Annotated in this window: 29 protein-coding genes; 7 read left to right on the plus strand and 22 right to left on the minus strand. The window is 42.9% G+C overall.

What is annotated here, in order from left to right:
- Positions 1-23: 23 nt before the first annotated feature.
- The 9 genes from flgJ to flgB form a co-directional block, all read right to left on the minus strand.
- Positions 24-1,004, minus strand: coding sequence for a flagellar assembly peptidoglycan hydrolase FlgJ (gene flgJ, locus P3L44_RS13290; RefSeq protein ID WP_272661460.1), 981 nt, complete (start codon positions 1,002-1,004; stop codon positions 24-26).
- Entirely contained in the window at positions 1,004-2,107 is a 1,104-nt protein-coding gene (locus P3L44_RS13295) for a flagellar basal body P-ring protein FlgI (RefSeq protein WP_004255651.1), read from the minus strand. Before P3L44_RS13295 ends, flgJ begins: the two co-directional genes overlap by 1 nt.
- Positions 2,108-2,142: 35 nt before the next feature.
- Positions 2,143-2,925, minus strand: a complete 783-nt coding sequence (locus tag P3L44_RS13300) for a flagellar basal body L-ring protein FlgH (RefSeq protein WP_410480061.1) — start codon at positions 2,923-2,925, stop codon at positions 2,143-2,145.
- A 70-nt stretch (positions 2,926-2,995) separates the two neighbouring features.
- The gene (gene flgG, locus P3L44_RS13305) at positions 2,996-3,778 is read right to left on the minus strand and encodes a flagellar basal-body rod protein FlgG (RefSeq protein WP_140170719.1); all 783 of its coding nucleotides are present in this window, start codon (positions 3,776-3,778) and stop codon (positions 2,996-2,998) included.
- An 18-nt stretch (positions 3,779-3,796) separates the two neighbouring features.
- The gene (locus tag P3L44_RS13310; protein ID WP_272661459.1) at positions 3,797-4,552 is read right to left on the minus strand and encodes a flagellar basal body rod protein FlgF; all 756 of its coding nucleotides are present in this window, start codon (positions 4,550-4,552) and stop codon (positions 3,797-3,799) included.
- Positions 4,553-4,567: 15 nt separating this feature from the next.
- Positions 4,568-5,788: a flagellar hook protein FlgE gene (flgE, locus tag P3L44_RS13315; RefSeq protein ID WP_272661458.1), complete on the minus strand. Its 1,221-nt coding sequence runs from the start codon at positions 5,786-5,788 to the stop codon at positions 4,568-4,570.
- A gap of 27 nt (positions 5,789-5,815) precedes the next feature.
- Positions 5,816-6,673, minus strand: coding sequence for a flagellar hook assembly protein FlgD (locus tag P3L44_RS13320; protein WP_094961172.1), 858 nt, complete (start codon positions 6,671-6,673; stop codon positions 5,816-5,818).
- A gap of 12 nt (positions 6,674-6,685) precedes the next feature.
- Entirely contained in the window at positions 6,686-7,090 is a 405-nt protein-coding gene (flgC, locus tag P3L44_RS13325) for a flagellar basal body rod protein FlgC (protein WP_004909868.1), read from the minus strand.
- 5 nt (positions 7,091-7,095) lie between these two features.
- A complete protein-coding gene (gene flgB / locus P3L44_RS13330) occupies positions 7,096-7,509 on the minus strand; it encodes a flagellar basal body rod protein FlgB (RefSeq protein WP_004255669.1) in 414 nt (137 codons plus the stop codon).
- A 237-nt stretch (positions 7,510-7,746) separates the two neighbouring features.
- Here flgB and flgA point away from each other — a divergent pair, with 237 nt between their 5' ends.
- From flgA to P3L44_RS13350, 4 genes are all read left to right on the plus strand, one after another.
- A complete protein-coding gene (flgA, locus tag P3L44_RS13335) occupies positions 7,747-8,385 on the plus strand; it encodes a flagellar basal body P-ring formation chaperone FlgA (protein WP_272661486.1) in 639 nt (212 codons plus the stop codon).
- A 481-nt stretch (positions 8,386-8,866) separates the two neighbouring features.
- Entirely contained in the window at positions 8,867-9,169 is a 303-nt protein-coding gene (flgM, locus tag P3L44_RS13340; RefSeq protein WP_110591517.1) for a flagellar biosynthesis anti-sigma factor FlgM, read from the plus strand.
- Positions 9,170-9,178: 9 nt separating this feature from the next.
- Entirely contained in the window at positions 9,179-9,619 is a 441-nt protein-coding gene (locus P3L44_RS13345) for a flagella synthesis protein FlgN (protein WP_272661457.1), read from the plus strand.
- A 186-nt stretch (positions 9,620-9,805) separates the two neighbouring features.
- The gene (locus P3L44_RS13350; protein ID WP_272661456.1) at positions 9,806-10,237 is read left to right on the plus strand and encodes a hypothetical protein; all 432 of its coding nucleotides are present in this window, start codon (positions 9,806-9,808) and stop codon (positions 10,235-10,237) included.
- A 152-nt stretch (positions 10,238-10,389) separates the two neighbouring features.
- Here P3L44_RS13350 and flhA read toward each other — a convergent pair whose 3' ends face one another.
- Together flhA and flhB are read right to left on the minus strand one after the other, a co-directional pair.
- A complete protein-coding gene (gene flhA, locus P3L44_RS13355; protein WP_004255687.1) occupies positions 10,390-12,489 on the minus strand; it encodes a flagellar biosynthesis protein FlhA in 2,100 nt (699 codons plus the stop codon).
- On the minus strand, positions 12,482-13,633 hold the full coding sequence (gene flhB / locus P3L44_RS13360; RefSeq protein ID WP_272661455.1) for a flagellar biosynthesis protein FlhB: 1,152 nt from the start codon (positions 13,631-13,633) through the stop codon (positions 12,482-12,484). The genes flhA and flhB overlap by 8 nt, the downstream gene beginning before the upstream one ends.
- A 263-nt stretch (positions 13,634-13,896) precedes the next feature.
- Between flhB and P3L44_RS13365 the strand changes: the two genes are divergently transcribed.
- The 3 genes from P3L44_RS13365 to P3L44_RS13375 are packed head-to-tail and all read left to right on the plus strand — an operon-like array spanning position 13,897 to position 15,005.
- Positions 13,897-14,124 carry a type II toxin-antitoxin system CcdA family antitoxin gene (locus tag P3L44_RS13365; RefSeq protein ID WP_140170722.1) on the plus strand — a complete coding sequence of 76 codons (228 nt, stop codon included), beginning with the start codon at positions 13,897-13,899 and terminating at the stop codon, positions 14,122-14,124.
- Entirely contained in the window at positions 14,124-14,432 is a 309-nt protein-coding gene (locus P3L44_RS13370) for a CcdB family protein (protein ID WP_140170723.1), read from the plus strand. Before P3L44_RS13365 ends, P3L44_RS13370 begins: the two co-directional genes overlap by 1 nt.
- A 15-nt stretch (positions 14,433-14,447) precedes the next feature.
- A complete protein-coding gene (locus P3L44_RS13375; protein ID WP_112308175.1) occupies positions 14,448-15,005 on the plus strand; it encodes a hypothetical protein in 558 nt (185 codons plus the stop codon).
- 42 nt (positions 15,006-15,047) lie between these two features.
- Here P3L44_RS13375 and P3L44_RS13380 read toward each other — a convergent pair whose 3' ends face one another.
- From P3L44_RS13380 to motA, 11 genes are all read right to left on the minus strand, one after another.
- Complete coding sequence (locus P3L44_RS13380) at positions 15,048-15,365, minus strand: helix-turn-helix transcriptional regulator (RefSeq protein WP_004255698.1); 318 nt, start codon at positions 15,363-15,365, stop codon at positions 15,048-15,050.
- A gap of 86 nt (positions 15,366-15,451) precedes the next feature.
- On the minus strand, positions 15,452-16,090 hold the full coding sequence (locus P3L44_RS13385; RefSeq protein ID WP_094961165.1) for a protein phosphatase CheZ: 639 nt from the start codon (positions 16,088-16,090) through the stop codon (positions 15,452-15,454).
- A 24-nt stretch (positions 16,091-16,114) separates the two neighbouring features.
- A complete protein-coding gene (cheY, locus tag P3L44_RS13390; RefSeq protein WP_272661454.1) occupies positions 16,115-16,507 on the minus strand; it encodes a chemotaxis response regulator CheY in 393 nt (130 codons plus the stop codon).
- Between the two features lie 41 nt (positions 16,508-16,548).
- Entirely contained in the window at positions 16,549-17,616 is a 1,068-nt protein-coding gene (locus tag P3L44_RS13395) for a chemotaxis response regulator protein-glutamate methylesterase (protein WP_094961164.1), read from the minus strand.
- The gene (locus P3L44_RS13400; protein WP_004255713.1) at positions 17,616-18,452 is read right to left on the minus strand and encodes a chemotaxis protein-glutamate O-methyltransferase; all 837 of its coding nucleotides are present in this window, start codon (positions 18,450-18,452) and stop codon (positions 17,616-17,618) included. Before P3L44_RS13400 ends, P3L44_RS13395 begins: the two co-directional genes overlap by 1 nt.
- 133 nt (positions 18,453-18,585) lie before the next feature.
- A complete protein-coding gene (locus P3L44_RS13405) occupies positions 18,586-20,154 on the minus strand; it encodes a methyl-accepting chemotaxis protein (RefSeq protein ID WP_094961162.1) in 1,569 nt (522 codons plus the stop codon).
- Positions 20,155-20,270: 116 nt separating this feature from the next.
- Complete coding sequence (locus P3L44_RS13410; RefSeq protein ID WP_140170726.1) at positions 20,271-21,956, minus strand: methyl-accepting chemotaxis protein; 1,686 nt, start codon at positions 21,954-21,956, stop codon at positions 20,271-20,273.
- Positions 21,957-22,060: 104 nt separating this feature from the next.
- A complete protein-coding gene (gene cheW, locus P3L44_RS13415; protein WP_004909833.1) occupies positions 22,061-22,558 on the minus strand; it encodes a chemotaxis protein CheW in 498 nt (165 codons plus the stop codon).
- Positions 22,559-22,574: 16 nt separating this feature from the next.
- Positions 22,575-24,632, minus strand: coding sequence for a chemotaxis protein CheA (gene cheA / locus P3L44_RS13420; RefSeq protein WP_272661453.1), 2,058 nt, complete (start codon positions 24,630-24,632; stop codon positions 22,575-22,577).
- Between the two features lie 103 nt (positions 24,633-24,735).
- On the minus strand, positions 24,736-25,653 hold the full coding sequence (gene motB / locus P3L44_RS13425) for a flagellar motor protein MotB (RefSeq protein ID WP_272661452.1): 918 nt from the start codon (positions 25,651-25,653) through the stop codon (positions 24,736-24,738).
- Between the two features lie 7 nt (positions 25,654-25,660).
- Positions 25,661-26,548 carry a flagellar motor stator protein MotA gene (gene motA, locus P3L44_RS13430; RefSeq protein ID WP_036957858.1) on the minus strand — a complete coding sequence of 296 codons (888 nt, stop codon included), beginning with the start codon at positions 26,546-26,548 and terminating at the stop codon, positions 25,661-25,663.
- Between the last annotated feature and the right edge of the window lie 58 nt (positions 26,549-26,606).

A 26,606-nucleotide genomic window follows, 5' to 3' on the forward strand; every position in this document is an offset into this window, starting at 1 on the left:
AAACGCGCAATAATTCCGGATTTTTAGAAAATATCGTTTAAGTCTATGGTATATGCCTGAACCGCCCTTGATGCAGAGGTATTCGCTGCGGGTTGATGACCCCGTATCTGGTTAATCAAGGTGATCAGTTTGTCCGAATAACCTGGGTCTGTGGCATACCCGGCTTGATGTAAACGGCGCGCAGCAATCTCTGGTGTCGGCGCTTTTTTGACGTCTTTGTAACGCGGGTTTTCCGTCAATAAATTGATATAATCGGCAATCGCCTCTTCATAAGAGCCATAAACGCGAAAATCATCACGCATTTTGATGGTTTTGCCGTTAATCACTTCTGTTGTCATAATATTCGTGACAGGCCCTTGCCAGTTTTTCCCCGCTTTTATCCCAAATAGGTTATGGCTGGTTTTTCCATCTGATTTCAGAATTTCGCGCTGGCCCCATCCACTTTCTAATGCCGCCTGTGCCAATACCAGAAAATGTGAAATACCACTGTTTTGGCTTGCCGCTTTTGCAGGTTCAATTAATCGGCTAATAAAATTACTGCTATTTAGCGATAACGCTTTGATTTTTTGGAATGGTGCCGATAGTGCATCGCCCATTGGGGCAAAGTGCCGCATCATTTGTTCCATATTAAATGGCGGTAATGATTGCGCTGTTTTTTCATCTAACGGTAGCAGACTATTGGGTATTGGCTCACTTGAAGTGTGCTGGTCTCGCGTAAGCTGCTGGTACATCATTTCCCCAAAACCTAAGCCTTTTTGCGACAGATCTTGGGCGATTTGCTGGTCATACATACTGGTGAGCATGCGTGTTTGGTCGCTGGAAAATAAGCCATCTTGTGGGAGTGCGTCACGCATACTTTTTAACATCAATTGAACAAATGTTGCCTCAAGTTGCTGCGTGACATGGCGCAGCCCTTGCGCCGAATTCTTATTCAGTTCACCTTTTAACTGTCCCAGTGACTGTAAATCAAATGCGGCACCTTGCAATAGCTGCATGTCACTCATTAGATGATCTCCAGTTTTGCACGTAAACAACCCGCACTTTCCATCGCTTGCAGTATCGACATCAAGTCGTTTGGCGTTGCACCGAGTGTATTTAGGGCTTGAATAACTTGGTTTAATTGCACACTTGCGTTGACTTTTTGGAGTGCCCCACCCTGATCACGTACCCCAACATTCGTATTACGAGTGACTACGGTTTGCCCACCTGCAAATGGGGTGTCCGGTTGGCTCACTTGAGTTTGTCTTTCGACTGTGACCGCTAAACTGCCATGTGCAACAGCACAGCTGTCTAGTGTTACACTGCGGTTAATCACCACAGAACCGGTGCGTGAATTGAGGATCACTTTCGCTTCGGCCACTGGCGCACGTACATTAAGCTCCTGTACCCGTGCTAAAAAGCGCACTTGGTCGCGATTATTGGCAGGAACCAGTAATTGCACTGTCCGAGAATCTAACGCAGACGCCGTCCCCATACCGCCCATACGGTTAATTGCATCCGCAATATCTTGTGCCAATGTGAAGCTATCTTCGTTTAATTGCAGGTTAATTGCCCCGTTTTGCCCGAAACTGCTCGGTAATTCGCGTTCAATAGTTGCTCCACCGGTAATACGGCCGCCATTGAGTTGATTAACCTTAATACTACTGCCGCCACCACTGGCACCCGCACCACCCACTAAGATGTTACCCTGAGCCATTGCATAAATTTGCCCATCTACCCCTTTTAGAGGGGTCATCAGCAGCGTACCACCACGTAAGCTTTTCGCGTTACCCATTGAGGAAACAACAATATCTACGGACTGCCCAGTACGTGCAAAAGGCGGCAATTTCGCGGTGACCATGACCGCTGCCACATTCTTTAATTGCATATTGGTACCCGGCGGAACCGTAATCCCCATTTGTGACAGCATGTTATTCAAGCTTTGTGTGGTAAACGGCGTTTGCATGGTTTGGTCACCTGTCCCATCGAGACCCACAACTAAACCATAGCCAATCAAGGCGTTATCTCGCACACCTTGAACGGTGGTTAAATCTTTAATACGCTCACTGTATGCTGAATAAGTGAAGCAAAAAAATAGTGATAGCAAAATTAATACTTTGTTTTTCATTGAATTATCTCGGCTGTTTTCTCGCTAATGTTTAATTAATAAGGCGAAACATTTAAGAAAAAGCGTTGTAGCCATCCCATGTTTTGCGATTCGTTAATATAGCCGTCACCCACATATTCAATACGTGCATCAGCGACTTGTGTCGAACTCACATGATTGTCTGAACCAATTGTGCGTGGGTTAACCACCCCAGAGAAACGAATCGACTCAGTACCTTGGTTTATCGCGATGCGTTTCTCACCAACCACATGTAAATTACCGTTCGCCAATAATTGGTCGACTGTGACAGTGATGGTGCCTTTAAAGGTGTTGTTGGCATTGGCACCGCCTTTGCCGCTAAAGTCACTGTTACCTTTAATATCTAATTCTGTGTTTTTACCGCCAATCCACCCTTGCATGAAACCCGGTAATATCGCAGCTAAGAAACCTGTTTTCCCACTACGATTCGCATTCGCAGAGGAATTTTTGCTCGCACTTACGTTTTCTTGCAAATTAATGGTTAAAATATCGCCAACATTACGAGGGCGCCGGTCTTCAAACAACGGTTGATAACCATAATAAGCGGGTTGCGCGCTTTGAAATATCGAGCCATTGGGTGCTGGTGCTGTCGGTGCTGTTGGGATTGCCGTGGTTTGTGTGTCCACTAATGGACGCGATTTGATTTGTGCACAACCGCTGGTAACTAAGACCAAAATGGCAAGTAACCCTGCCTGTTTAGGTGTTATGAAACGTGTTAGCAACGCTGCTTTTTGCTGTTGAGAAATCGTGCCGCTTTCAATCATCATGTTACTCTTTTGCTTCTGTGTACGTTTTATCATCACGAAGAGGTCCCTCTCATTAATAACTCATCACTAGCGCAATGAGTTATTTTTACGTATTTTTTACCAATTACAATTGCGTTAAGCGCTGTAACATTTGGTCAGAAGCGGATACCGCCTTACTGTTGATTTCATAAGCACGCTGAGTTTGGATCATGTTGACCAACTCCTCTGCCACATTGACGTTAGAGGTTTCTAACATGTTTTGATAAAGTAAACCGGCGCCATTGGTCCCCGGTGCGCTCTCATTTGGTGCACCAGAACTGGCCGTTTCCATATACAGGTTTTCACCCATACTTTCCAAACCGGCGTCATTGATGAAGGTGGTTAATGTAATTTGGCCAATTTGCTGTGGTTGGTTATCGCCATAGACGGTAATCGTCACGGTGCCATCGCGCGCAATCGACAAGCTATTCGCGTTATCGGGGATCATAATCGCAGGAACGATTTGATAACCACTTGAGGTCACTAACTGGCCATCTTGGTTTGGCTGCAATGCGCCATCACGGGTGTAAGCATCCGTACCATCAGGCATTTGCACATGTAAAAAACCTTGGCCTCGGATAGCGATATCGTTGGTATTTCCTGTTTTATTTAATGCGCCTTGCGCATGAATACGCATGGTGGCAACAGGGCGCGAACCCGTTCCCATTTGTAAGCCGGATGGTAATGAAGTTTGTTCTGAACTCATTGAGCCCGGCTGGCGAATATTTTGGTACATTAAATCTTCAAAAACAGCGCGTTGGCGTTTGAAACCATTGGTACTAACGTTGGCTAAGTTATTAGAAATAACATCAAGGTTAGTTTGTTGAGCATCAAGCCCTGTTTTGGCAATCCATAATGAGCGGATCATAATAATTCCTTTGTGAAATTAGCTAACAGCGAGCAATTGATTGGCGCGTTGTGCATTTTCATCAGCACTGCGGACAACTTTCATTTGCATTTCAAAGTGCCTTGCATTGGCAATCATCGAAACCATGCCTTCTGCGGCATTGACATTACTGCCCTCAATCACCCCAGCAGTGACAATGCCTCGTTCGCTTTGTGGCAAAGCATTGCCATTTGCCGCTTGCCCTTGTGGTGATAAATGAAACAAACCGTCTTCGCCACGGATCAAGTCTTGCGGCTGTGCTTCAACCACTTTCAAGCGCCCAATTTGCCCTAACATAGTCGGGGGGTCAGTCGCCAAAAGCGCAGTAACGGTACCGTCAGCGCCAATAGTTAACTCCGCATTTGGCGGAACGTTAATCGGCCCGCCATCACCTTGTAAGCGGCGCTCACCAATAACAAGCTCACCTTCACTAGACACTTGAATGTTACCGTTACGGGTATAAGCTTCTGTGCCATCCGCTAATTCAACAGCCAAAAAATGCTTATCATTTAACGCAACATCGGTTTGCTTACCCGTATAATTGAGTGGCCCTTGGCTCATATCAGCGCCGGGAGTAGATGCCACCACCAGCGTTCTGGTTTGCTCGCTGTCACCATGTATCGGCACGGCACGCATTGCGGACAATTGCGCTTTAAAGCCTGCGGTTGACACATTGGCAATGTTATTTGAAACAATCGCTTGGTTTTCCAGCGCATGACGCGCTCCTCCCATCGCGGTATAAATGACGTGATCCATGGCCACCCTCTTGTTTTATCGTAAGTTAACCAGCGTCTGTAACATCTGATCTTGTGTCTTGATGGTTTGCGCGTTTGATTGGTAATTACGCTGCATCACAATCATGCTAATTAACTCTTGGCTCATATCCACGTTAGAAGACTCCAACGCACCGCTGGTTAATTTACCGAACTGACCGACACCCGGAACGCCGTCCATCGGGTTACCTGACGCATTAGAAGAGGCCCAAACGTTGCCACCTTGGGATACCAGACCATTTGGATTTGCGAAAGCAGATAATGCCACTTGACCAACCACACGTTTTTGTTGGTTAGAATAGTTAGCGGTAATTAAGCCGTTATCTTCAATTTTGAAGGTGGTGTATTCACCGGCTGGATAACCGTCAACATCAATTGCACTAACAGAAGACTCGCTGACCTTTTGTTGACGAGTCTTACTTAAATCAACGTTTAATATTCCATTATCAGCGCCATTTAACCCGTTATACGCGAAAGCAAATGTGGCTTTATCTGCGTCTTTTAACTTACCATTACCATCAAACTCTAGTTCACCCAGTTTTTTAGCTTCAGTTTCGTTAGCGTCTTTCGCATAAGCGGTCCATTTGTTATCTGACTCTTTAACAAAGTACACTGAAATTTCATGGGTATTACCTTGACTATCGAAAGCGGTCATTGTGGTGCTAAAGTTATACGTTGCTGAATCATCAGGCTTTGTGATGTCAAATTTCTTATCTTTAACTTTATCTTCAGAATTAAGGTTTATCGTCAGTTTCGCTAACTCAGATTTTTTCGCATCCATCATATCCGTTGGGATATTCAAGCCTTCAGGTACACCACCACTTTGGATGGTAACATTGCCTTTTTCATCAACACTCGCGGGGTAACCTGTAACTACCATCCCTTGGTTATTGACTAAATTACCGCTTTTATCGCGTAATAATTGACCATCTCGGCTGTAATAAGTATCACCGTTTTGGTCTTGTACACGGAAAAAGCCATTTCCGGAGATGGCAACGTCTGTCGCTCTATCCGTACGCGTGATTGGACCATCTTTAAAATTTTGTGTCACCGCGGCCACATTAACGCCTAGGCCAACACCTGAACCTGCAAACATATCTGCAAATGAGGTCGTCGCCCCTTTAAAACCATTTGTTGCGGAGTTGGCAATATTATTACCAATTGAATCAAGCCCCGCTGAGGCTGCATTTAAGCCACTGACTGCTTGTGAAAAAGACATATTTTCTCCATGAGTATTGGGGGTAAATTAAGAAGATGGATAAACTTTGAAAATGCTGCTCAGCGGGACGCTTTGCCCAATGCCAACATCAAGTAATGGTGCGTCAGCTCCAGGAGTCACACCGTTAACACGGGTATACCCCAGTTTGGTCACTTCGATTTCAGCTCCTGAACTAACAGCTTTCACATCAAAGTAATATTTTCCTGTTGTATCGGTGACTAAGTTCCCGTTGTTATCACGGCCATCCCATGCCATATCATAGATATCGGGTTTAACTTCCGTATCATAGGTAATGGTTCGCACAACCATTCGGTTTTTATCGCGAATGGTAATTTCAACGTTGTCCGCCAATTTCGGCAAAAAGAAGCCAAACGGCGAGGAAATATATTCAGATTGCGGCTCTTCAGTGCCCTCTTCACCTTCAATGGCATCTTTGTTACTTAATCCAAACATTGAAGGGCTATTTGGGCTGATGCCTTCATCAGGAAGCGGGTTTGATGGCTTAATCACATTGCTGTCTTCACCTGTGCTCGCTTTTTTGAGCGGCGCTAAGATGATTTCATTGCGCGGAATAAGCACACCTTTACCTACCAACTGAGTGGCTTGCAATGACTGACCTGAACCAATTTGTTGGGAAATACCACTCACGCTATCACTGAGTTTATTCATACTCTCAAGTGTCGCTATTTGCGCCAATTGGCTGGTTAAATCCGTATTTTCCATTGGTTTTGTTGGGTCTTGGTTTTGCATTTGCGTGACAATCATTTTTAAAAAAGTGTCACGCATATCGTCACTTTGACTTTTCTTTGGCACATTACTCGCAGCTGGCTGAGGGCCAGCTGTCGTATTATCCAAAGAGTCGTACATTGTGGCTGCAACTCCCATGAAAATGCTCCCTTACTGGCCTATAGTCAGTGTCTTTTGCAGCAATGTTTTTGCTGTATTCATCACTTCTAAGTTAGCTTGATAGCTACGAGAGGCTGAAATGGTATTGATCATTTCACCAACCATGTCGACATTTGGCATTTGCACATAGCCTTTTTCATTCGCTGACGGGTGACCGGGCTTATATTCCATACGGGGTGGCGTAGGGTCTTCTATCAGCTCACTCACACGCACGCCTCCCACTTCGTGACGCCCTTGCGGTGCCATTTGAAAAACAACTTGTTTTGCGCGATATGGTTGGCCATCTGGTCCCGCGATACTTTCCGCGTTGGCCATATTGCTCGCACTGACATTTAAACGTTGAGATTGCGCAGTCAATGCCGATGCAGAGATATCAAAAATACTTAGTAAAGCCATGGCAATTACCCTTGCTGTAAGACAGCCAACATACTTTTGACGCGGCTATTGATGAATGTAAGGTCGGCCTGATATTTCAGGGTGTTATCTGCGAATTGGCTGCGTTCAATGTCCATATCTACCGTATTACCATCCATTGAGGTTTGGTAAGGAACACGATATTTCAGGTCAATATTTGGCGCTTTGCCCCCTCGGCCTTCAATATGCCCTTTCGAAGTGACAGCAAGAGTCACACCTTTTCCCCCTACCACACCTTTATCCATGGCTTGTTGAAGTTGACGATTAAAGTCAATATCACGTGCTTGGTAGCCGGGAGTGTCGGCATTAGCAATGTTTGAAGCTAATACAGTCTGCCTTGCTTCGCGTATTGACAAAGCCTGTTGCTGGAAAGCAAACGTGGCGTTTAATTTATCAATCATAGTGGTCCTCAATGGAGATAACGCGATCCCTGAATTTGAACGTTCGCGAGTAAAAATTAAAATTCGACCCGCATATCTTAGCGGACTACTAAAAAATCTAATGGCGGGATAAAGGCAAAATAATTGACCTATTTGGCTCATTCATTATTACGCAGCTGCGTAAACTGCAATTGTGAAAAAATTTGCTTACTGGGGGGATAAAACGGGATGTATTACACTAAAAAATTGCCTTTATATATGGTAATCAGTTTGTTAGGTCTTACTCCAACGCTTTCTCAAGCGTCATTACCCCAAGATATTAACCATTATTTTCGCCAAATTCATGGCAAGAAAACCCAAGTTTCAATCGAAATCAAAACACCAATTGAACGTTGGCCTATTTGCGAGAAGCCACAAATCAACCCACCTATTGGCGGGCGTAATATGGGAAATGTGTCCCTTCCTGTGCAATGTGGTAAAAAAAAGCAATTTATTCAGCTAACAGTGAATGTGACAGGCCAGTATTACGTGGCAACACGCAATATAAATAGAGGTGAACCCATACAATTTGTTGATATCGGAACCAAAAAAGGCTTATTGCATAAACTCCCCGCAGGTGCAAGTACAGACAAAATCGCACTTCGCGGAGCAGTAGCCCTGCGTAATATTCCAGCAGGTCAAACATTCACAAAATCAATGATAAGGCAGCCTTGGGCAATAAAAGCAGGGCAAACCGTATTTGTATTCGCCAGTGGTGATAATTTTTCAGTGAAATACGAAGGAAGAGCAATAAATAATGCTACTGCCGGCCAAAATACCCGCGTACGATTGTTAAATGGGCAAGTTGTAAATGGGGAAGCGCTAGAAAATGGCAGCGTTCAAGTGGCATTAAAATAAAGCGCCCCCCGCTTGTACTCTAAATAATTCGAGTGGCAGCTAGGCAACAAGTGAAGAGAGGCCGATGAGCATACATAAGTATGTGATTCGGCGAGCTGAGCGCAGTCAACAACGCTGCAACTTGAAGCATCACGAGTATATACTCTAAATAATTCGAGTGGCAGCTAGGCGACAAGTGAAGAGAGACCGATGAGCATACATGAGTATGTGATTCGGCGAGCTGAGCGCAGTCAACAACGCTGCAACTTGAAGCATCACGAGTATATACTCTAAATAATTCGAGTGGCAGCTAGGCGACAAGTGAAGAGAGGCCGATGAGCATACATGAGTATGTGATTCGGCGAGCTGAGCGCAGTCAACAACGCTGCAACTTGAAGTATGACGAGTAGTGCAATATTTTGTAACACTATATACACTAAAGATTCATAAACATAAGCCGATAACTGACATATGAAAAAAATCGGAAATAGGAAAATACATTATGGCTATTGAGCAAACATCTGCAATTTCTGCACTGGCTCAGGTGACAAACCGCGACCCACAAGATGCGGCTGCCCCGATGCGGGACAAAAAAGTGTCCACTAATGAAGTCGTTAAAGAAAGTTCTTTTGCTCCTAGTGAGCTACAAAAAAAATTATTGCAACCTCAAGCAAGTGATATTAATAGTGCTAAAGTTGAACAAATTAAACAAGCAATCAAAGATGGCACCCTAACAATGGATGCTGAAAAAATTGCTGATGGCATTTTGCGCGATGCTCATGAATGCATGTTATCAATGAAATAAATAACCACTATGACTGACGAATTACTGATATTACTTGAGCAACAACTCGCTCATTTGCATTCATTACAAATAGTGATGAGAAATGAAGAGCTATTATTAGGTTATCACCGTGTGCCGCCTTCGCCTTTTCAAGAAACCACTGAGCAAAAACGGTTTTTGGTTGCTGCTATCGGCCACGGTGAAACAAACCGCCTAGCGTTAGAAGCACAATCTGAGATCAGTGCACCTTATGAAGGCAATGATGCACTAGCAGGTGTATGGGAAGCCATTAAAAGCTTAACAACTGAACTAAAAGAGCTGAATTATCGTAATCACCAAATGCTGCAACTGCATATTGAGCTGAATGCTCAGCGCCTAAACTTTGTGAAAAAACATAATAACCAATCCACTTATGGTGCTGATGGTTTAGAGTCAAAGCGCCCTGCATTAGGTAAGAAAATTTCAATTTAAGGTGTGTTTTGTCTAGTTCACAACCCTCTTCTTTCATACTGAGGCTCGTCAGGCAGCTCGCTCAATAGAATTACTAAAATACAGACAAAGTTGCTGCTGCAATCTCTTTTTTTCATATTCCTCTTGATGGTAGATTAGGTAAATTTCATCGCCTTAACTAAAATAAATTTATCAAAGGGATAGGATATGTTTAGGCCACCACCTATAAATATAAGCTCACATATTTTGGACATTAGCATTGAACGTTTTTTTAACTACCGAACCATATTCAAAACTACAGATCTAAATGAATTTGATAGTTCAATAATTAAGAGTGCCCCTAATGATATAGCTTCAACATTAAGTCGACTAAAGTTAGAATATCGCCATTTAATTGACTTACTTGGCTGGCTATCTAGCGATATGCAATCCTATTACCTAAATAGCTTTACTCATAAAGATCTAGTTCAGCTTATCCACATAGATGGATTAACCGCATTTAAACTCGCATCAAGTACAAAAAAGATAGCTTTGAGTAAAATTGGACGAAAGCACAATTTGAAAAAAGTCCTGCGTGATGGGCAATCTGTCTTACTAACGGATAAAGGCAGAATTGTAGGGCGTTTTTTAGTCAGTTAAATACAAAGAGGCCGCTCTTAAAAGAGCGGCCTCTTCATACTTTCTTTGCGCTTTGACGAGCATTCAAATACACACCTTAGGTATAAGAACAATTTAGCTTCAAAGCGACTACATATTTATCCTACACAACCATATAACTAAAAGCAAGATGATTAACTACCACTAATCATCGACGTCATTCTTATCTTACGGTGGTCCGTCATTTCTAAATTCGACATGACCACCAGCTGCGGCAGACTGCGCCGCAAGAAACGCGATAAAATCAAGCGTAATCCATGGTTAACTAACAGCACTGTAGGCGCGCCCATCGCTTCTTGGTGAGCGACAGCTTGCTCCGCTTGAGTTTGAATAAACTGCGCCAAGTTCGGCTCTAACCCACCGCCGTTCTTCGCGGCTTGCAGCAAAATCTGCTCAAGGCTAGCCTCTAAACCAATCACTTGAATTTCTTCTGCATTACCAAACCACTGCTGTGTAATTGCTCGCCCTAATGCAATGCGCACTTGGGATGTTAAGTAATCAGTATCTTTGTTTTCCCCATTTTCTCCTGCCATTTCAGCCAAGGTTTCAATGATGGTACGCATATCGCGGATCACCACATCTTCCATTAATAAGTTTTGTAAAACGCGGTGCAAAATCGTTAATGAAATCGTATCTGGGATCAGGTCATCTGCCAATTTTGGCATCTCTTTTTTCACGCGGTCATACAACATTTGGGCTTCTTGACGGCCAAATAAGGTACTGGAGTTTTGCAGTAAAATTTGATTAAAGTGAGTTGCCACCGCGGTACTCGCGGATACCACGGTATACCCTTGGATTTGTGCTTGCTCACGCAAATCATCATCAATCCAAATGGCGGGTAAACCAAATGCTGGCTCTTTAGTGACATCCCCTTGTAACGACCCAGCCGCATTACCTGGGTCAATAGCCAGACTACGCCCTGGCTGTGCTTCTCCCCGCCCAACTTCCGCGCCTTTAATTAGAATTCGGTATTCACAAGGGGAAAGCGCTAAGTTATCGCAGATATGCACCACGGGTGGCAAATACCCCACTTCTTGAGCAAATTTCTTACGTAAACCACGTAGTCGCCCTAATAATTCACCTTGCTGGTCATTATCGACTAATGGGATCAACCGATACCCCACTTCCATCGCCAACAAGTCTTCTAATTGAACGTCATCCCACGTGGCTTCAACCACTTTATTGGCTTCTTGAAAATGCTGAGATTGGCTATTATCCCCCGCACTACTTTCGGGTTGTTGGGATTTGCGGACTAAATACCAACCAAGGGCAGCCAGTGCCGCGGTAAACAGTAAAAATACAAAGTTAGGCATACCCGGTATTAAACCGATTAAACCTAGAACCCCAGCGCTCAACCACATCACTCTTGGGTTATTGAATAATTGAGTGACCATTTGTTCACCCACATCTTCATCTGTTGCCACACGAGTGACAATAACCCCAGCAGCGGTGGAAATAATCAAAGCTGGAATTTGCGCGACAAGCCCATCACCAATAGTCAGCAAGGTATAGGCACTGGTGGCATCTCCCAAAGACATATTGTGCTGGCCTACACCAACGATTAACCCGCCAACCACGTTGATCACCATAATCATGATCCCCGCGATAGCATCTCCTCGCACGAATTTACTCGCACCATCCATCGAACCATAGAAATCCGCTTCTTGCGTAACCTCCGCGCGGCGTTTTTTCGCTTCATCATCATTAATGATACCCGCGTTCAAGTCGGCATCGATGGCCATTTGCTTACCTGGCATGCCATCTAACACAAAGCGAGCGCCCACTTCCGCGATACGCCCTGCCCCCTTAGTGATAACCATAAAGTTAATCAGCACAAGAATAATGAATACCACAATACCGATGGCGAAGTTGCCGCCCACCAAAAAGTGACCAAAGGCTTCGACAACTCGCCCAGCAGCATCTGGCCCGGTATGGCCATCTAACAGGATAATTCGCGTCGAGGCGATATTCAAAGAGAGGCGCAATAAAGTTGCAAATAGCAAAATGGTAGGAAATGCCGCAAAATCTAATGTGCGTTTTGTGAACATCGCCACTAATAACACCATAATGGAAAGTGCAATATTAAAGGTAAACAGTAAATCTAATAAAAAAGCCGGTAATGGCAATACCATCATCGACAGGATCATTAATATCAGAACCGGGCCGGCCAGTATTTGCCACTGCGTTCCTTGTAAATTTTTCGGCAATTTTAATAATGAAGCCAAATTAGCCATCTCGATTGTTATCTCCAGCAAAGTCCAGCGTCGGTGGCACTGGTAAATTTTTCGGTTTTTTGGGTCTGAGCCCACCTTCTCGGCGCCAGCGGCGCAATTGGTAAACCCATGCTAAAACTTCTGCAACCGCGGCATATAATGCAACAGGAATGCTTTGTCCTATCTCCGCATGGCGGTATAGCGCACGAGCAAGAGGCGGTGCTTCTAACTGTAATATTCGGTGCTCTTCACCAATTTCTTTGATGCGCTGAGCTAATACACCTGCTCCTTTCGCTAATACTTTTGGTGCCCCCATTTTTTTGTCGTCATATTTAAGGGCGACCGCATAATGTGTTGGGTTAGTGACGATAACATCTGCATTCGGAACATCTGCCATCATTCGGTTACGCGCAATCGCACGCTGCTGTTGGCGAATTTTGGCTTTAATCTGCGGGTCACCCTCTTGCTGCTTGAATTCATCTTTAATTTCCTGACGGCTCATGCGTAATTTTTTCAAATGAGAACGAAACTGATAGAAAACATCAAAAGCCACCATTGGGATCAGCAAGAAAACAATCAAATAACCAGCAAAAATCACTTTTTGCAGTGCATTACTTAGCGCCGTAACGGGTGATTCCATCACTAAATGCAGTAACGATGGCCAACTTTGCCAAAGAAAAATAAATGCGCCCAAACCAACAAATAAGGATTTCAAAATCGCTTTAAATAACTCAGATAAGGCATTCATCGAAAAAATACGTTTTAGCCCTTTGATTAGATTTAACTTTTTCAAATCAAATTTAATCAACTTGCTATTAAAAACGAGCCCACCGACTAATGATGATGCAGAAATGCCAACCAAAGCTAACCCGCCAATGACTGGTAATAAGGCAAATAACGCCTCACTGACCACACGCCCTAAGTAACTGATCATCAAGCCTGTATTTTGTAAATAGTGGCCATCAAAAATAAAACCCTGACGAGTAATTTGCCGCAATTGTGCCGCGAGGTGTCCACCACTTAGCCATAGCAAGCTCACGCCTGCTAACATCATCATTAGCGAGCTAAGTTCTTTTGAACGAACGATTTGCCCATCATCTTTGGCTTTTTGCTTTTTATGGGGCGTGGGCTCTTCGGTTTTTTCTACATCACTCTCGTCGGACACCGCGGTTCCAAAATGTAATGAAAATACGAGTTATCGCTATAGCATGACAGAGTGTAAAAAAATCAATGGTGGAAAATAGACGCAGTTCAAGGGGGTTATTTGGCTATTGAACAATAAGGCGGCAACTTTGCGAAGGGTTTCGCAAATAATCGCAATAAATTAAAGATACTCTGATAATGGCAATATTTGTTGATAAAATCCCTATCGTGATCGATGAGCTGTGCTAAAGTACACGTGTCATAACACGTGTATAAGGGGCATCTATGAATAGAACAAAAAAAACCGTCAGTGTCACTGTCGCGCCTGAACTCTACGAACAAGCAAGGCGGGCTAAACTTAACTTATCAGCAATACTGGCTTGTGCCTTACAAGCTGAATTAAAACGCCTCGAAGCGCAAAAATGGAAAAATGACAATGCCGAAGGCTTTAATGAGTTAAACAGGATAAATGAAGAATATGGATTACTCTCAGATAAATACAAGGATTTTTAATGCAATATCGCCTCTATCAAAACCGAGATGATGCTATCAAATACCCATATTTACTGGATATTCAAAGTAATATTATTGATTTATTGAATACTCGCTTAGTCATCCCGTTATTCGATAGCAGGCTAGTTAAAAAGCCATTACCCGCTCGCTTAAACCCCCAATTAGTTATCAACGGGCAGGTTTTTATTTTAATGACTCACCAAATGGCTTGCGTCCCTCATTCATTATTAGGGAAAGAAATCGTTGACTTAAGTAGCCAACGAGACACCATTAAACACGCAATTGACTTACTGATTGATGGCTTTTAACAATGAAGGGTTATTATGGATACTTGCCACCTTGTTGCCCCTGATATCACTTTAGAAGATGCCCCAAAAGAAGCCTTACGTATGCTTAATTGGCTAAAACATCAAGGTATTATCGACCCTGACTTTCAAAGTATCGAGTATGGTGAAGTGATTTATCGTCCTACCCCCACTCACAAAGAACCCATTTTGTACGTAATTAATGATGAAATCGTCCCAACTCAACTTCCTGAAGATACGCTAAAAAACTACCTGTCTATCGTGACAGAACGAACAGTTTTTCATGCAGGGGGAAATGGTCTCGGTATTTACTGCCCACAATGTGCAAATGAACAAAGCGAACAGAGTCACGCATGGGGTGATGCGGTATCCGACTGGTATGAAGGAAAACCAGAAAATCTCGCTTGTTTTTATTGCGATTTTCATGGCTCACTTAATAAATGGCAATTTGACCCTCAATGGGCATTCGGCAATTTAGGTTTTAGTTTTCATAATTGGGATATACGCGATAATTTTATCGAGGAATTTGAGCAAATACTTGGTAGTAAAATCATTGCTGTTTATCAACATGATTAGCAATTAAATTGTTCAGCTGAATACTCATAGGCTCTATATAATTCAAGGTTTAGAGGAAAAATCCAAGGTAATCCGCATCCCCACCGCTTCTGCATATTTTAATAATGTGCCTAATTTTGGGTCGAACTGCGCTTTTTCCAAACGGGACACGTTCTGCTTCTGAGTTTGCATTTTTTCCGCAATTTGAATTTGGGTTAAATTATTGGCTAAACGTGCTTTTTTGAGTTGATTAATTAACGCCTGTCTCATCTGTAATTCAGTAGAGCACTCATTAATATCTCCATCATTTTCTTGAACTATTTCTTTTGGTTCTTTTTTTTCTTTAATCACAAAAGTAGAAATTAAATCGTTATTTATCATTGCAATCCTCTCCTTGTAACGCAAATACAATAAAACTACCCTAACCCTATGTAATTAGAGTAGTTGAATTAAAAACTTGTCGGCGATTAGAAGCCCAGTTCATCAAGCAAATCATCAACTTGAGACTGTGATGCCATCACATTTACGCCTTCTTTATTGATTTGTGGGCCATTGAGCAAACTTTCGTTTTGCGTTTTCGCACGCATTTCAGGTGGTGTATTTTCCATTAACAGTGCGAGCAGTTGCTTTTCAGCTTCTTCAACCACTTCCATCATTTTTTTGATGACTTGCCCTGTTAAATCTTGGAAATCTTGCGCCATCATGATTTCTAACAGCTCTGCTTTGGTGGTTTCGCTGTCTTGGATCACTTGCCCTAAAAAAGCTTCTGTTGACTCACGCAATTGTGCAGGAACCCCATCTCCAGCGGTTTCTTGCCACTGCTGTTGCAATACCTGCGCATTTTTATTCATTTCCACTTGCAGTGGTTTGATGACATCAATACCATTTAAGGTTTTTTCTGCCGCTTGCGCCGTCATTTGGGCGATATAACGCAGCCTATCTTTTCCGTCTGGAATACTCGCCACTGCCTGTTGAACGCTTTTTTCTAGCCCCAATTCGCGCATACTTTCACGCAGCGTTCTCATTAGCGTACCAATGCGCGTAATGACTTGTTTTAAATCATCATTACCATTGCGAATACCTTCCATACCCACTTGCTCAGTCATGAAAACCTCCTTTGGCACGCACTGTTATTGCAGCCCCATTTTTTCAAATACTTTATTCAGTTTTTCTTCTAAGATAGCGGCAGTGAACGGCTTAACGACATAACCACTCGCCCCCGCTTGTGCAGCGGCAATAATATTTTCTTTTTTCGCTTCTGCTGTCACCATTAATACGGGGATATGCTTCAAAGCATCATCACTACGAATGGTTTTAAGCAGCTCAAGGCCATCCATGTTTGGCATATTCCAGTCAGCAACAACAAAATCGATGCTACCTGTACGGATTTTTTCTAATGCATCAACACCGTCTTCTGCTTCTTCTATTTTGTTAAATCCGAGCTCTTTTAATAAGTTACGGACGATACGTCGCATTGTAGAAAAATCATCGACAACCAAAAAACTGAGATCTTTAGCGGCCATAACCACTCCTTCAAAATACAATTGTGAATTCCTGTCACGGTTTAAACCGTGACAGAAGAAAGTCTTGCTAAAACACTTGGGGCAATCTTGAGAATATCTTGCACCTCATCCGCAGCCCCCAATTCAATCGCCGCGCGAGGCATACCAAACACCACGCAACTACTTTCGTTTTGTGCGTAAGTGATAGCCCCTTGCTTACGTAAATTTAATAGCCCTTTCGCGCCATCCATCCCCATCCCTGTCAATAAAATGCCAATACATTTTCGCCCAACACATTGAGCGACTGAATCAAACAACACATCAACAGAAGGACGATGCCGGTTAACAGGTTCGCTTTGCTGCAAAATAACTTGAAATCCCTTGCCTTTATCCGCAATCAACATGTGCGAATCGCCTGGTGCAATATATGCATGGCCTTTTTGTAATAGCTCGTTGTGTTCAGCTTCTTTTACGGTCAATACACAGAGCTTATTTAAGCGATCAGCAAAAGAACGCGTAAAACCCGCTGGCATATGTTGAGTGATCACTACCGGAGGGCATTCATGAGGTAACATTTCCAAAAATTGCCGTATTGCCTCCGTTCCTCCGGTCGATGCGCCAACCGCAATCACACGGCTATTGCAAACATAGGGAGAGAGTGCTTTCGCTTGAGAAACTGGCTCATTAACCTTTTTGTCAGGGCGGGCAAAGCGGCTGCGCTGAGTAATTTTAGACATGGCTGCTGCGCGAATTTTCTCACCAATAATATCTCGATAACTCATCATGGTTTCACGAATACCAATTTGTGGTTTCGTGACAAAATCCACAGCACCTAATTCCAGCGCTTTTAACGTCACTTCCGAACCTTTCGACGTCAATGTTGAAACCATTACCACAGGCATTGGATGCAAGCGCATTAGTTTTTCTAAGAAATCAATACCATCCATTCGCGGCATTTCCACGTCTAACGTGATCACGTCCGGTTCATGTTGTTTGATTAAGTCACGTGCAACATAAGGGTCTGGTGCAGTATCAACCACAATCATGTCTTCGTGACTATTAATAATTTCGCGCATTAATTGGCGCATCAGTGCTGAGTCATCCACACATAGCACTTTAATCTTTTTCATTACCCCCTCCTCGCCGCTTGCAAGCTGTAGACGGTTTGCCCTTTAATAACGAAACTTTGTGATAACTGCGATAAATTTTCGGAATGCCCGATAAACAGTAATCCGTCAGGCTTAAGCAATGGAACAAAGCGCTCTAGCATTTTTATCTGCATCTCTTTATCGAAATAAATCATGACATTACGACAAAAAATCGCATCAAACCGATGTTGCATCTGCCAGTCATGGTCACTCAAGTTTAAGTAACGAAATTCAATCATTTGGCGCAATGCAGGTTTGACTCGTGCATAACCGTCAAATTCACCAACCCCTTTCATGAAATAACGTTGTCGCTGTAATGCCGTCAATGATTTCAGCTCTTCTACGCGATACACGCCTTGTTTCGCTTTTTCTAGCACTTCCGTGTCAATGTCACTGGCAATCACTTTGGCATTGATGGCATTCGGCCCAAGTACATCACTTAATGTCATTGCTATCGAATACGGCTCTTCTCCCGTTGAAGATGCGGCACACCAAATATTAATGGCGCTATTTTTACGCGTACGAACAAAGTCCGCTAACGTCACAAAATGGTGTGGTTCACGAAAAAATGCAGTTAAATTTGTCGTCAAAGCATTCACGAAAGCTTGCCATTCTGCATGGTGAGGCTCACGCTCTAACATCCGCAAATAATCGGAAAAATTGTCGATATTACAATCACGTAACCGCTTTAACAGCCGGTTATAGACCATATTTTTTTTATTCATGGTGAGGACAATGCCTGATTTTTTATGAATAAATCGACAAACCCGACCAAACTCATCATCAGTCAGTGGTTCTACCTGTGGTACAAAAAGCATCGTACTTGTCGTCCTATTCAATAAAAACCCAGAGGCAGCCAGTTATTTGGCTGCCTTTTAGGATGGATAACCTAAGGAAAAATAACCTGTTACGGTTATCCACCGAAAATTCAGAAACGAATTTTCACAACACTTAACGCCGATTACGATTTAAATGACTTTCGGGTAATTCAAAGAATGCAACCGTATCAACTAAGTTGTTTGCTTGGTCTTCTAACGCCGCCGTCGCACTGGTCGATTGTTCCACTAATGCCGCATTTTGTTGTGTCACTAAATCCATTTGGCTTACCGCTGTGGCGACTTGCTCAATACCACGGCTTTGTTCATTGGAAGCAGAAGCAATGTTGCCCATTAATTCAGTAACTTGGTTAACAGCTGCAACTAACTCACTCATAGTTTCTCCCGCTTCATTAACAAGCTGAGAACCTTGGCTCACTCTACCGACAGACTCATCAATCAAGGTTTTAATTTCTTTTGCCGCTTCCGCACTGCGCTGAGCTAGCGCTCTAACTTCACCAGCAACCACAGAAAATCCGCGCCCCTGTTCACCTGCTCGAGCGGCTTCAACGGCAGCATTCAATGCTAAGATATTGGTTTGGAAAGCAATCCCATCAATCACACTAATAATGGCACTGATTTTTTGTGAGCTATTAGAAATGGAAGTCATGGTGTCAATCACGTCTTCGGTGATCTCTCCACCTTTCGTTGCGGTTTTCGATGCACTAACAGCAAGTTCACTGGCTTGACGTGCGTTATCCGCATTTTGCTTAACGGTTGCTGTCAACTCTTCCATACTAGCCGCAGTTTCTTCGAGTGATGCCGCTTGCTGCTCAGTACGTGAAGATAAGTTATTATTACCTAAAGCAATTTCACGAATACCGGTATACATTTGGTCAGTATTTGAACGCAAGGCGGTCACTGAAGTCACTAAAGACTCCTGCATATCCTTTAGCTTGCCAAATACCTCACCGATTTCATCACGGGTCGTCACTTCAATTTTCTGATTGAGTTTGCCATCAGCCACTAATGCAAAGTGCTCTCCCATACTCTTCAGTGGGTTAATTACTTTACGTTTCATCCAATAATGAGCAAATGCAATAACCGCGATGATAATGACGATCACTGAGCAAAATGAACTCCAAGCGAAGGTGTTATACATTCTTGCTACCGCAAGAGATTCGTCGCTTTCAGCATTCAGTAATTCAAGGTATTCCTCAACAACTTGCTCCAACTGATCCTGGTTTTCTTGAGCAGGAAGTTCAATATAAGCTGCAATATCGTTATTATCTAAATGTGTTTTTAATGCTTTGAGTGTTAAGACAAATGCTTGATACCGAGCCTCTAAAGCCGCAAGATTTTCTTTCTCACTTAAAAGAGGCTGGTTTTTAAACATAGTGTAGTCTTTCTCAGCTTCTGCGAGTAATTTGTCAAAAGTCACTCTTGTTTCTTCAATCAATGGTTCATTACCACCGACTTTATGCAGCAATGCAATTTGCGTTAGGCTATTGCGTGCTTGCATTAGGTGTTTATTGGTTTCTTCAAGCATCGAACGCTTATCAGACCCCAAATCAATGCGCTCTAAGGATTTTAATTCGCTTACAACAATCCCAACAGAAACCCCGCTAGACACAATCTGCATCCCACAAAATAAAATGAGAAGAAGATATAAACTCACCGAAATCCGGATATTTTTACCAAACATAGAAATCCCCACTTGTGCCAGCTAAGAGAACTGAACCTCTGAAACATTGCCTTGTTTTCTAATGCGCAGGAACGCTGCAAAACCGTAGCTTTGCAGCGCGAAACTGAGCTTAACCCTTAGAAAGTTTCCCAATTGTCATCATCTTTATGTTCTTTCGATGATAGTTTTGTCAGATCCGGTGTTTTAACGATATTTGAAACCGTTCTTGCTGCCGGCTGAATATTGCGTATTTCACTTTGTTTTAATGGTGGTAAACGGAAGATAGAAATCAGTTGCGACAGTTTTGCCACTTGCTCTTCCAATACATTGGCTGCAACCGCGGATTGCTCAACCAGCGACGCATTTTGCTGCGTAACTTTGTCCATTTCAGCGACAGCAATACTGACTTGTGCAATTCCTTTGCTTTGCTCGTCTGATGCGGTCGCAATATGCGTCATAATGTCAGTAACACGTGTAACAGATTCAACAATCTTGGTCATTGTTTCGCCTGCATCCTCAGCTTGGCGAGCGCCTGTCCCAGTTCTTGACACCGAATCTTCAATTAACGTTTTAATCTCTTTAGCGGCATCTGCACTGCGTTGTGCCAAATTACGCACTTCATCAGCAACAACGGCAAAACCACGACCATGCTCACCTGCCCTTGCCGCTTCAACTGCCGCATTAAGCGCTAAGATGTTAGTTTGAAAAGCGATGCTATCGATAACTGCAGTAATATCAGAGATTTTCTGTGAGCTATCCGCAATATTCAGCATGGTGCTAACGACATTGGATACCACTTTGCCGCCTTCTTTTGCTATCACTGAAGCTTGGTTTGCAAATTCACTCGCTTGGTGGGCGTATTCGGTATTTTGTTTAACAGTGGCAGTCAGTTCACTCATACTGGCTGAAGTTTCTTCTAAGCAAGCGACTTGTTGCTCCGTTCGTGCTGACAAGTCATTGTTACCTGCTGCAATTTCGGTTGTACCTTGGTAAATAGTTTCGCTACCATCTAGCACACCACGAACCGTATTAATCAGCTCTTGTTGCATGTGTTGAACACCATTGGCCAATTCACCAATTTCATTTTTGGCAATTGTTGTCACATTCGGTGTTAAATTCCCTGAAGCAAAGACTTTAATACGTTCAATTAAGATACCGAGTGGCTCGATAATACCTTTACGAACATAGCGATAACTGAAGAAACCAATCAAAGCGAGTAAGATAGATAGCGTCACCAACATGTATAATGATTGGCGATAGTTATTATCTGCATTGACAACTTCGGCCTGGAAATCTGCTGAAATATCCGCAAAATAAGCGTTAAATTGCTCTTCAAATTTCACTTGGTGCCCTGAGGTTCTGTGTGCATAAAAACCTTCAAGGTCACCTTTTTCAGCGAATTCACTTAGCTTGATTAACGCATCACGATAGGTTTCATAGGTACTAAACAGCTTTTCAAATTTGGCTTTATCATAATCTGAACTTTGCATCAGCTTGTTATAACGTGCGTAAGCGTCATCCGCTGATTTAAAGTTACGTTTAGCGGCTTTAATCAAGTCTTCTGTCGTTGCATCGTCTTGAATTTTACGACCTTCGAGCAAATAGGCATTGATAGAGCGGTTTAAGTTCGCCCGGGCTTGTAACAAATTAACCCAACTTTCTGTTAATACTTGTCTTTGGCGTTGTAAGGAATTCAAATAACTAATGCTGTCGCTGTTATCGCCCAGTTTGGTAAACATCAACCCACTGGATACCAGTTGCAGCAAAATAAAGATAAAAATGACGGACAAAAGTCCCGATACGATTTTAATTCGACTGTACATGACGTTTTACTAACATAATTTTGTTGTATTTTGGATATCGGTCATCCAACCAAAAACTTTAGTTAATGACTTATTATTATTTGAACAATTATTGGGGCTGAGAATTACTCAGCCATGCTGTCAATCAGCGCCATTTCATCGCTAGTTAATAATTTTTCGATATCGACTAAAATCAACATACGGTCATTTAATGTTCCGAGCCCTGTCAGATATTGGGTCGATAATGTCACCGCAAAATCAGGTGGTGGCGCAATTTGCTCTTCATTCAAGACCAGCACATCCGAAACCCCATCGACGACAATACCGACAACGCGATCTTTTAAATTCACCACAATAACGACCGTGTTATCGTTATACACCACGTTTTCATGGGAAAACTTCACCCGTAAATCAATAATTGGAATGATGACTCCACGTAAATTAGTCACACCTTTGATAAAATCAGGGGTATTCGCGATACGAGTCACTTGTTCATAGCCACGAATTTCCTGCACTTTTAAGATTTCAATGCCATACTCTTCTTCACCCAAGGTAAAAATGAGGTAGCCTTCGCCGTTTTTTTCTTCTTCGTGTTTATTTAAATCATCATCTAACATAGACATGGTGTATGGCCTCTATTTAGTGCACGACAGGTTGAGAAACCTGCTGTTTCTTTTTAATCAAAATGCTGTTATTCATTTTTTGCAGCTCAGCCACATCTAAAATCAATGCAACAGAGCCATCGCCCATAATCGTTGCTGCGGAAATACCAGGGATTTTGCGATAATTACTTTCAATGTTTTTCACCACCACTTGCTGTTGCCCGACGAGCTTGTCAACTAACAACGCAAAACGGTGGCCTGCATTTTGAATAATCAGCACAATACTGTTACCTAAATTTCGCTCGGCTTCTTCGATGGAAAATACTTGGTGTAATTCAACAAGTGGCAAATATTCCCCTCGCACAAGCAGCATTTTTTCTTCTCCCGCTAAGCGATAAATATCCTCTTGCCGAGGCTGCAAGGTACTGATAATGGCACTCAATGGAACGATAAAAACATCTTTCGCTACTTTCACAGACATACCATCCAAAATGGCTAAAGTGAGCGGTAATAAAATGCGGATAATGGTACCTTTACCTTCGGTAAAACCGATTTGAATACGACCGCCCATGTCTTGGATATTTCTTTTCACCACATCCATTCCAACACCGCGTCCCGAAACGTCTGTCACTACCTCTGCGGTTGAAAATCCTGGAGCCATAATCAGCATCGCAACTTCATCATTGCTCATACCATCATGCACGTTCATGCCTTGTGACTTCGCTTTTGCCAAAATACGTTCACGGTTTAGCCCTGCGCCATCATCACGAACTTCAATGCAAATATTGCCACTTTGATGTGCTGCCACTAAGGTCAATGTGCCAGCTTCTGGCTTACCATTTGCCACGCGAACTTCTGGCTTTTCAATCCCATGGTCGAGGCTATTACGAACAAGGTGATTCAGGGGATCGACGATGCGCTCAATCAAGCTTTTATCGAGTTCAGTTGAACTTCCTTCCACTTTCAGCTCGATTTTTTTACCTAATTTCGATGCTATATCCCGTACCATGCGTGGGAAACGACTAAATACGTAATCCATTGGCATCATGCGAATTGACATAACGGATTCTTGCAAAGCGCGGGAATTACGCTCCAACTGTACGATTGAGCTTAACAAATCACTGTATTCGTTCTGATCGACATGTTGACTATGTTGGGTCAACATTGATTGAATAATCACCAGCTCACCCACTAAGTTAATCAGCTGGTCAACTTTCTCTACAGCCACACGAATACTGCTCGAATCCCCTTTCGGTTTAGCGATTGCCGTTTTTTTAGCCGTGGTGGGTGCAGCAGGTTTTGCCGAGCTTTGCGGAGTATCTACTTGAGGCTCTGTGACTTCATTCGCTGCAACTTTATCATCATTTAATAACGTTTCTTCCTTTGAAAAAGCGAGGCAATCGGCAAATGAAATTACTTCATGGCTAATTTGCGATTCATCCACCACAAAACATAGCACCCCACTAATATCATCAATATCCGTATTAGTTCCTACCCATGCTTGTAAACTATTTGCTGTTTTTTCAGTATGATATAAATGCCCAAATAAACTGAGCTCATCCGCCAATAAATCAACTTCATTTTCTTTGAGCTGATTTAACGAGATCATAAAGTAGTGTGAATATTCACCTTGCTTCGCGGGTGTGTCTTCAACAATCGCATCTTCAACTTTAGTTTCAGATATCGCAGTACCTGTCTCAGCGACCTCTTCCGCTCTATTTTCAACCCGGCTAAGCACCTCACAAATACGCTTAAAGGTATCTTCATCCGGCAAAGAATCATTTTTATAGGCATCTAACTGTGATGCCATGACATCCTTAGCATCAAGAAAAACATCTATTATGTCAGGCGTGAGGGTTAACTCATCATGACGCGCCTTATCTAAAAGGTTTTCCAATGTATGAGTTGTATTCTGCAACTGAGTGAAACCAAAGGTTGCAGCCCCTCCTTTGATTGAGTGGGCACTGCGGAAGATGGCATTTAGCTGCTCGCTATCCGGGTCAAAAGGATCAAGCTCAAGTAAATGTTGTTCCATATCCCTGAGCAACTCATCAGCCTCATCGAAAAATGTTTGATAAAACTCGGTAATATCCATGGTTTTTATCCAATTTCGCTTAAGTTTCACTTAACGCTGACTGCCGGAACCCCCGGCAGACAACTAAACAAGTTATGTAATAAATTCAAATAACAGCAATTCATCACGGTATTTTCACCGCAGCGACAACACCCACAGCCGTTTCTTGCATGGGTTTTTGCGGTTTATTCAGCACATCATTGATCGGCTTGGTGCCATCGTATTCGCGGAGAATTTGTTTGGTTTCTTCATCATTTAACACAATGATACTTATCCGGCGGTTGATCGGGGCAAAACCATCTTTTTTGTCTAAATGAATGGCTGAAGCCATCCCAACCACGCGTAATACTTTATTTTCATCCATTCCACCGCGAATCAATTCACGGCGCGAAGCATTTGCACGATCTGATGAAAGCTCCCAGTTGCTGTAATTGGCGCCGTTGGCATAAGCGAGATCATCAGTATGACCGGAGATACTAATTCGATTAGGAACATCATTAAGAAGTGGTGCTATTGCACGCAAAATATCGCGCATATACGGTTCAACCGTTGCCGAACCGACTTTAAACATTGGGCGATTTTCACTATCAACAATTTGAATGCGTAGCCCATCATTAATCATATCAATCAATAAATGTGGCTTTAATTCATTCAAACGGGGGTCTTTTAAAATGGCCTGCTCAAGGGACTCTTTTAATTTTTCAAAACGATAGTTTGCATTTCCATCAATAATATTATTGGGTTCCGGCATCACATCCCCATCACGGAAAATCGGGTCTTTACCCCCACCAGGAATAGGGTTTGTAGCATCACCACTTTTACTTCCCGGGTTGATAGCTGTACTCAAGGGAGTACGAAAATACTCAGCAATTTGTGTTAATTCTTGAGGACTTGAAATTGAGATCAGCCACATCACTAAAAAAAACGCCATCATCGCCGTCATAAAATCGGCATAAGCAATTTTCCATGAACCGCCGTGTCCGTTTTGATGATGTGAACTGCGCTTTTTAACCCGAATAACATGAGGTGTATTGGCTGCCATGCGTTTGTTACTCCTCAGTTGTTTCTTGTGAGCGAGCACCTACTTTCACTTCTCGAACTTTATCTTCAAGTTCAACAAATGAAGGTCTATCTGCGCTGAATAACACCTTGCGGCCAAATTCAACCGCAATTTGAGGAGCATACCCTTGCAATGCAGAGAGGAAAGTCACTTTAATACACTCCATCATTTTCAATTGCTCACTACTGCGCAACCTAATCAGAGCAGCTAAAGGCAAAATAAAGCCATAAGCCACTAAAATACCTAGAAATGTACCAACCATTGCATGAGCAATTAAAGCACCAAGTTCACCTGCGGGACGGTCTGCTGAGCCCAAGGCATTCACGACACCCAAAACGGCCGCAACAATCCCAAATGCAGGCATAGAGTCACCGACCATGTTTAGCCCCGAAGCAGGTACTTCATTTTCTTGACGAAAAGTTTCTAATTCTTCATCCATTAATGCTTCAATTTCATGACTTTGTAAGTTACTACTCACCATCAGACGTAAATAGTCCACAATGAACATCATGGTGGACTCATCTTTTAAAATACGGGGATATTGGGAGAAAATTTCACTTTCACTTGGATTGTCAATATCTTTCTCAAGTGCAAGTAACCCTTGTTGGCGCGATTTATTAAGTAATTGAAATAACAATGCCATTAAATCCATTGACATTGTTTTATTGTAAGAGGAACGACGAAAGAGTTTTGGTAATACTTTGCACAAGGCGACGATGGATTTGCCACTGTTACCAACAACAAAAGCACCTAAACCTGCCCCTAAAATAATGACAAATTCAGCGGGTTGATAAAGCGCACCTAAATGGCCGCCGACCATTATATATCCGCCAATAACCGCAACTGTAACAATGATATACCCGATGAGTATTAACACAATATTCCCTTTCACTCCGTTGGTTAACAGATGGCAGTCAAAGGGAATATTAGGAGTG

The organism is Providencia sp. PROV175 (assembly GCF_032707045.1).
Classification (GTDB): domain Bacteria; phylum Pseudomonadota; class Gammaproteobacteria; order Enterobacterales; family Enterobacteriaceae; genus Providencia; species Providencia hangzhouensis.

Bases quoted from the DNA above. Each gene is read 5' to 3' on its own strand.
- flgJ (WP_272661460.1), bottom strand. From the start codon at position 1,004: ATGAGTGACATGCAGCTATTGCAAGGTGCCGCATTTGATTTACAGTCA.
- P3L44_RS13295 (WP_004255651.1), bottom strand. From the start codon at position 2,107: ATGAAAAACAAAGTATTAATTTTGCTATCACTATTTTTTTGCTTCACT.
- P3L44_RS13300 (WP_410480061.1), bottom strand. From the start codon at position 2,925: ATGATAAAACGTACACAGAAGCAAAAGAGTAACATGATGATTGAAAGC.
- flgG (WP_140170719.1), bottom strand. From the start codon at position 3,778: ATGATCCGCTCATTATGGATTGCCAAAACAGGGCTTGATGCTCAACAA.
- P3L44_RS13310 (WP_272661459.1), bottom strand. From the start codon at position 4,552: ATGGATCACGTCATTTATACCGCGATGGGAGGAGCGCGTCATGCGCTG.
- flgE (WP_272661458.1), bottom strand. From the start codon at position 5,788: ATGTCTTTTTCACAAGCAGTCAGTGGCTTAAATGCAGCCTCAGCGGGG.
- P3L44_RS13320 (WP_094961172.1), bottom strand. From the start codon at position 6,673: ATGGGAGTTGCAGCCACAATGTACGACTCTTTGGATAATACGACAGCT.
- flgC (WP_004909868.1), bottom strand. From the start codon at position 7,090: ATGGCTTTACTAAGTATTTTTGATATCTCTGCATCGGCATTGACTGCG.
- flgB (WP_004255669.1), bottom strand. From the start codon at position 7,509: ATGATTGATAAATTAAACGCCACGTTTGCTTTCCAGCAACAGGCTTTG.
- flgA (WP_272661486.1), top strand. From the start codon at position 7,747: ATGGTAATCAGTTTGTTAGGTCTTACTCCAACGCTTTCTCAAGCGTCA.
- flgM (WP_110591517.1), top strand. From the start codon at position 8,867: ATGGCTATTGAGCAAACATCTGCAATTTCTGCACTGGCTCAGGTGACA.
- P3L44_RS13345 (WP_272661457.1), top strand. From the start codon at position 9,179: ATGACTGACGAATTACTGATATTACTTGAGCAACAACTCGCTCATTTG.
- P3L44_RS13350 (WP_272661456.1), top strand. From the start codon at position 9,806: ATGTTTAGGCCACCACCTATAAATATAAGCTCACATATTTTGGACATT.
- flhA (WP_004255687.1), bottom strand. From the start codon at position 12,489: ATGGCTAATTTGGCTTCATTATTAAAATTGCCGAAAAATTTACAAGGA.
- P3L44_RS13365 (WP_140170722.1), top strand. From the start codon at position 13,897: ATGAATAGAACAAAAAAAACCGTCAGTGTCACTGTCGCGCCTGAACTC.
- P3L44_RS13370 (WP_140170723.1), top strand. From the start codon at position 14,124: ATGCAATATCGCCTCTATCAAAACCGAGATGATGCTATCAAATACCCA.
- P3L44_RS13375 (WP_112308175.1), top strand. From the start codon at position 14,448: ATGGATACTTGCCACCTTGTTGCCCCTGATATCACTTTAGAAGATGCC.
- P3L44_RS13380 (WP_004255698.1), bottom strand. From the start codon at position 15,365: ATGATAAATAACGATTTAATTTCTACTTTTGTGATTAAAGAAAAAAAA.
- P3L44_RS13385 (WP_094961165.1), bottom strand. From the start codon at position 16,090: ATGACTGAGCAAGTGGGTATGGAAGGTATTCGCAATGGTAATGATGAT.
- cheY (WP_272661454.1), bottom strand. From the start codon at position 16,507: ATGGCCGCTAAAGATCTCAGTTTTTTGGTTGTCGATGATTTTTCTACA.
- P3L44_RS13395 (WP_094961164.1), bottom strand. From the start codon at position 17,616: ATGAAAAAGATTAAAGTGCTATGTGTGGATGACTCAGCACTGATGCGC.
- P3L44_RS13400 (WP_004255713.1), bottom strand. From the start codon at position 18,452: ATGCTTTTTGTACCACAGGTAGAACCACTGACTGATGATGAGTTTGGT.
- P3L44_RS13405 (WP_094961162.1), bottom strand. From the start codon at position 20,154: ATGTTTGGTAAAAATATCCGGATTTCGGTGAGTTTATATCTTCTTCTC.
- P3L44_RS13410 (WP_140170726.1), bottom strand. From the start codon at position 21,956: ATGTACAGTCGAATTAAAATCGTATCGGGACTTTTGTCCGTCATTTTT.
- cheW (WP_004909833.1), bottom strand. From the start codon at position 22,558: ATGTCTATGTTAGATGATGATTTAAATAAACACGAAGAAGAAAAAAAC.
- cheA (WP_272661453.1), bottom strand. From the start codon at position 24,632: ATGGATATTACCGAGTTTTATCAAACATTTTTCGATGAGGCTGATGAG.
- motB (WP_272661452.1), bottom strand. From the start codon at position 25,653: ATGGCAGCCAATACACCTCATGTTATTCGGGTTAAAAAGCGCAGTTCA.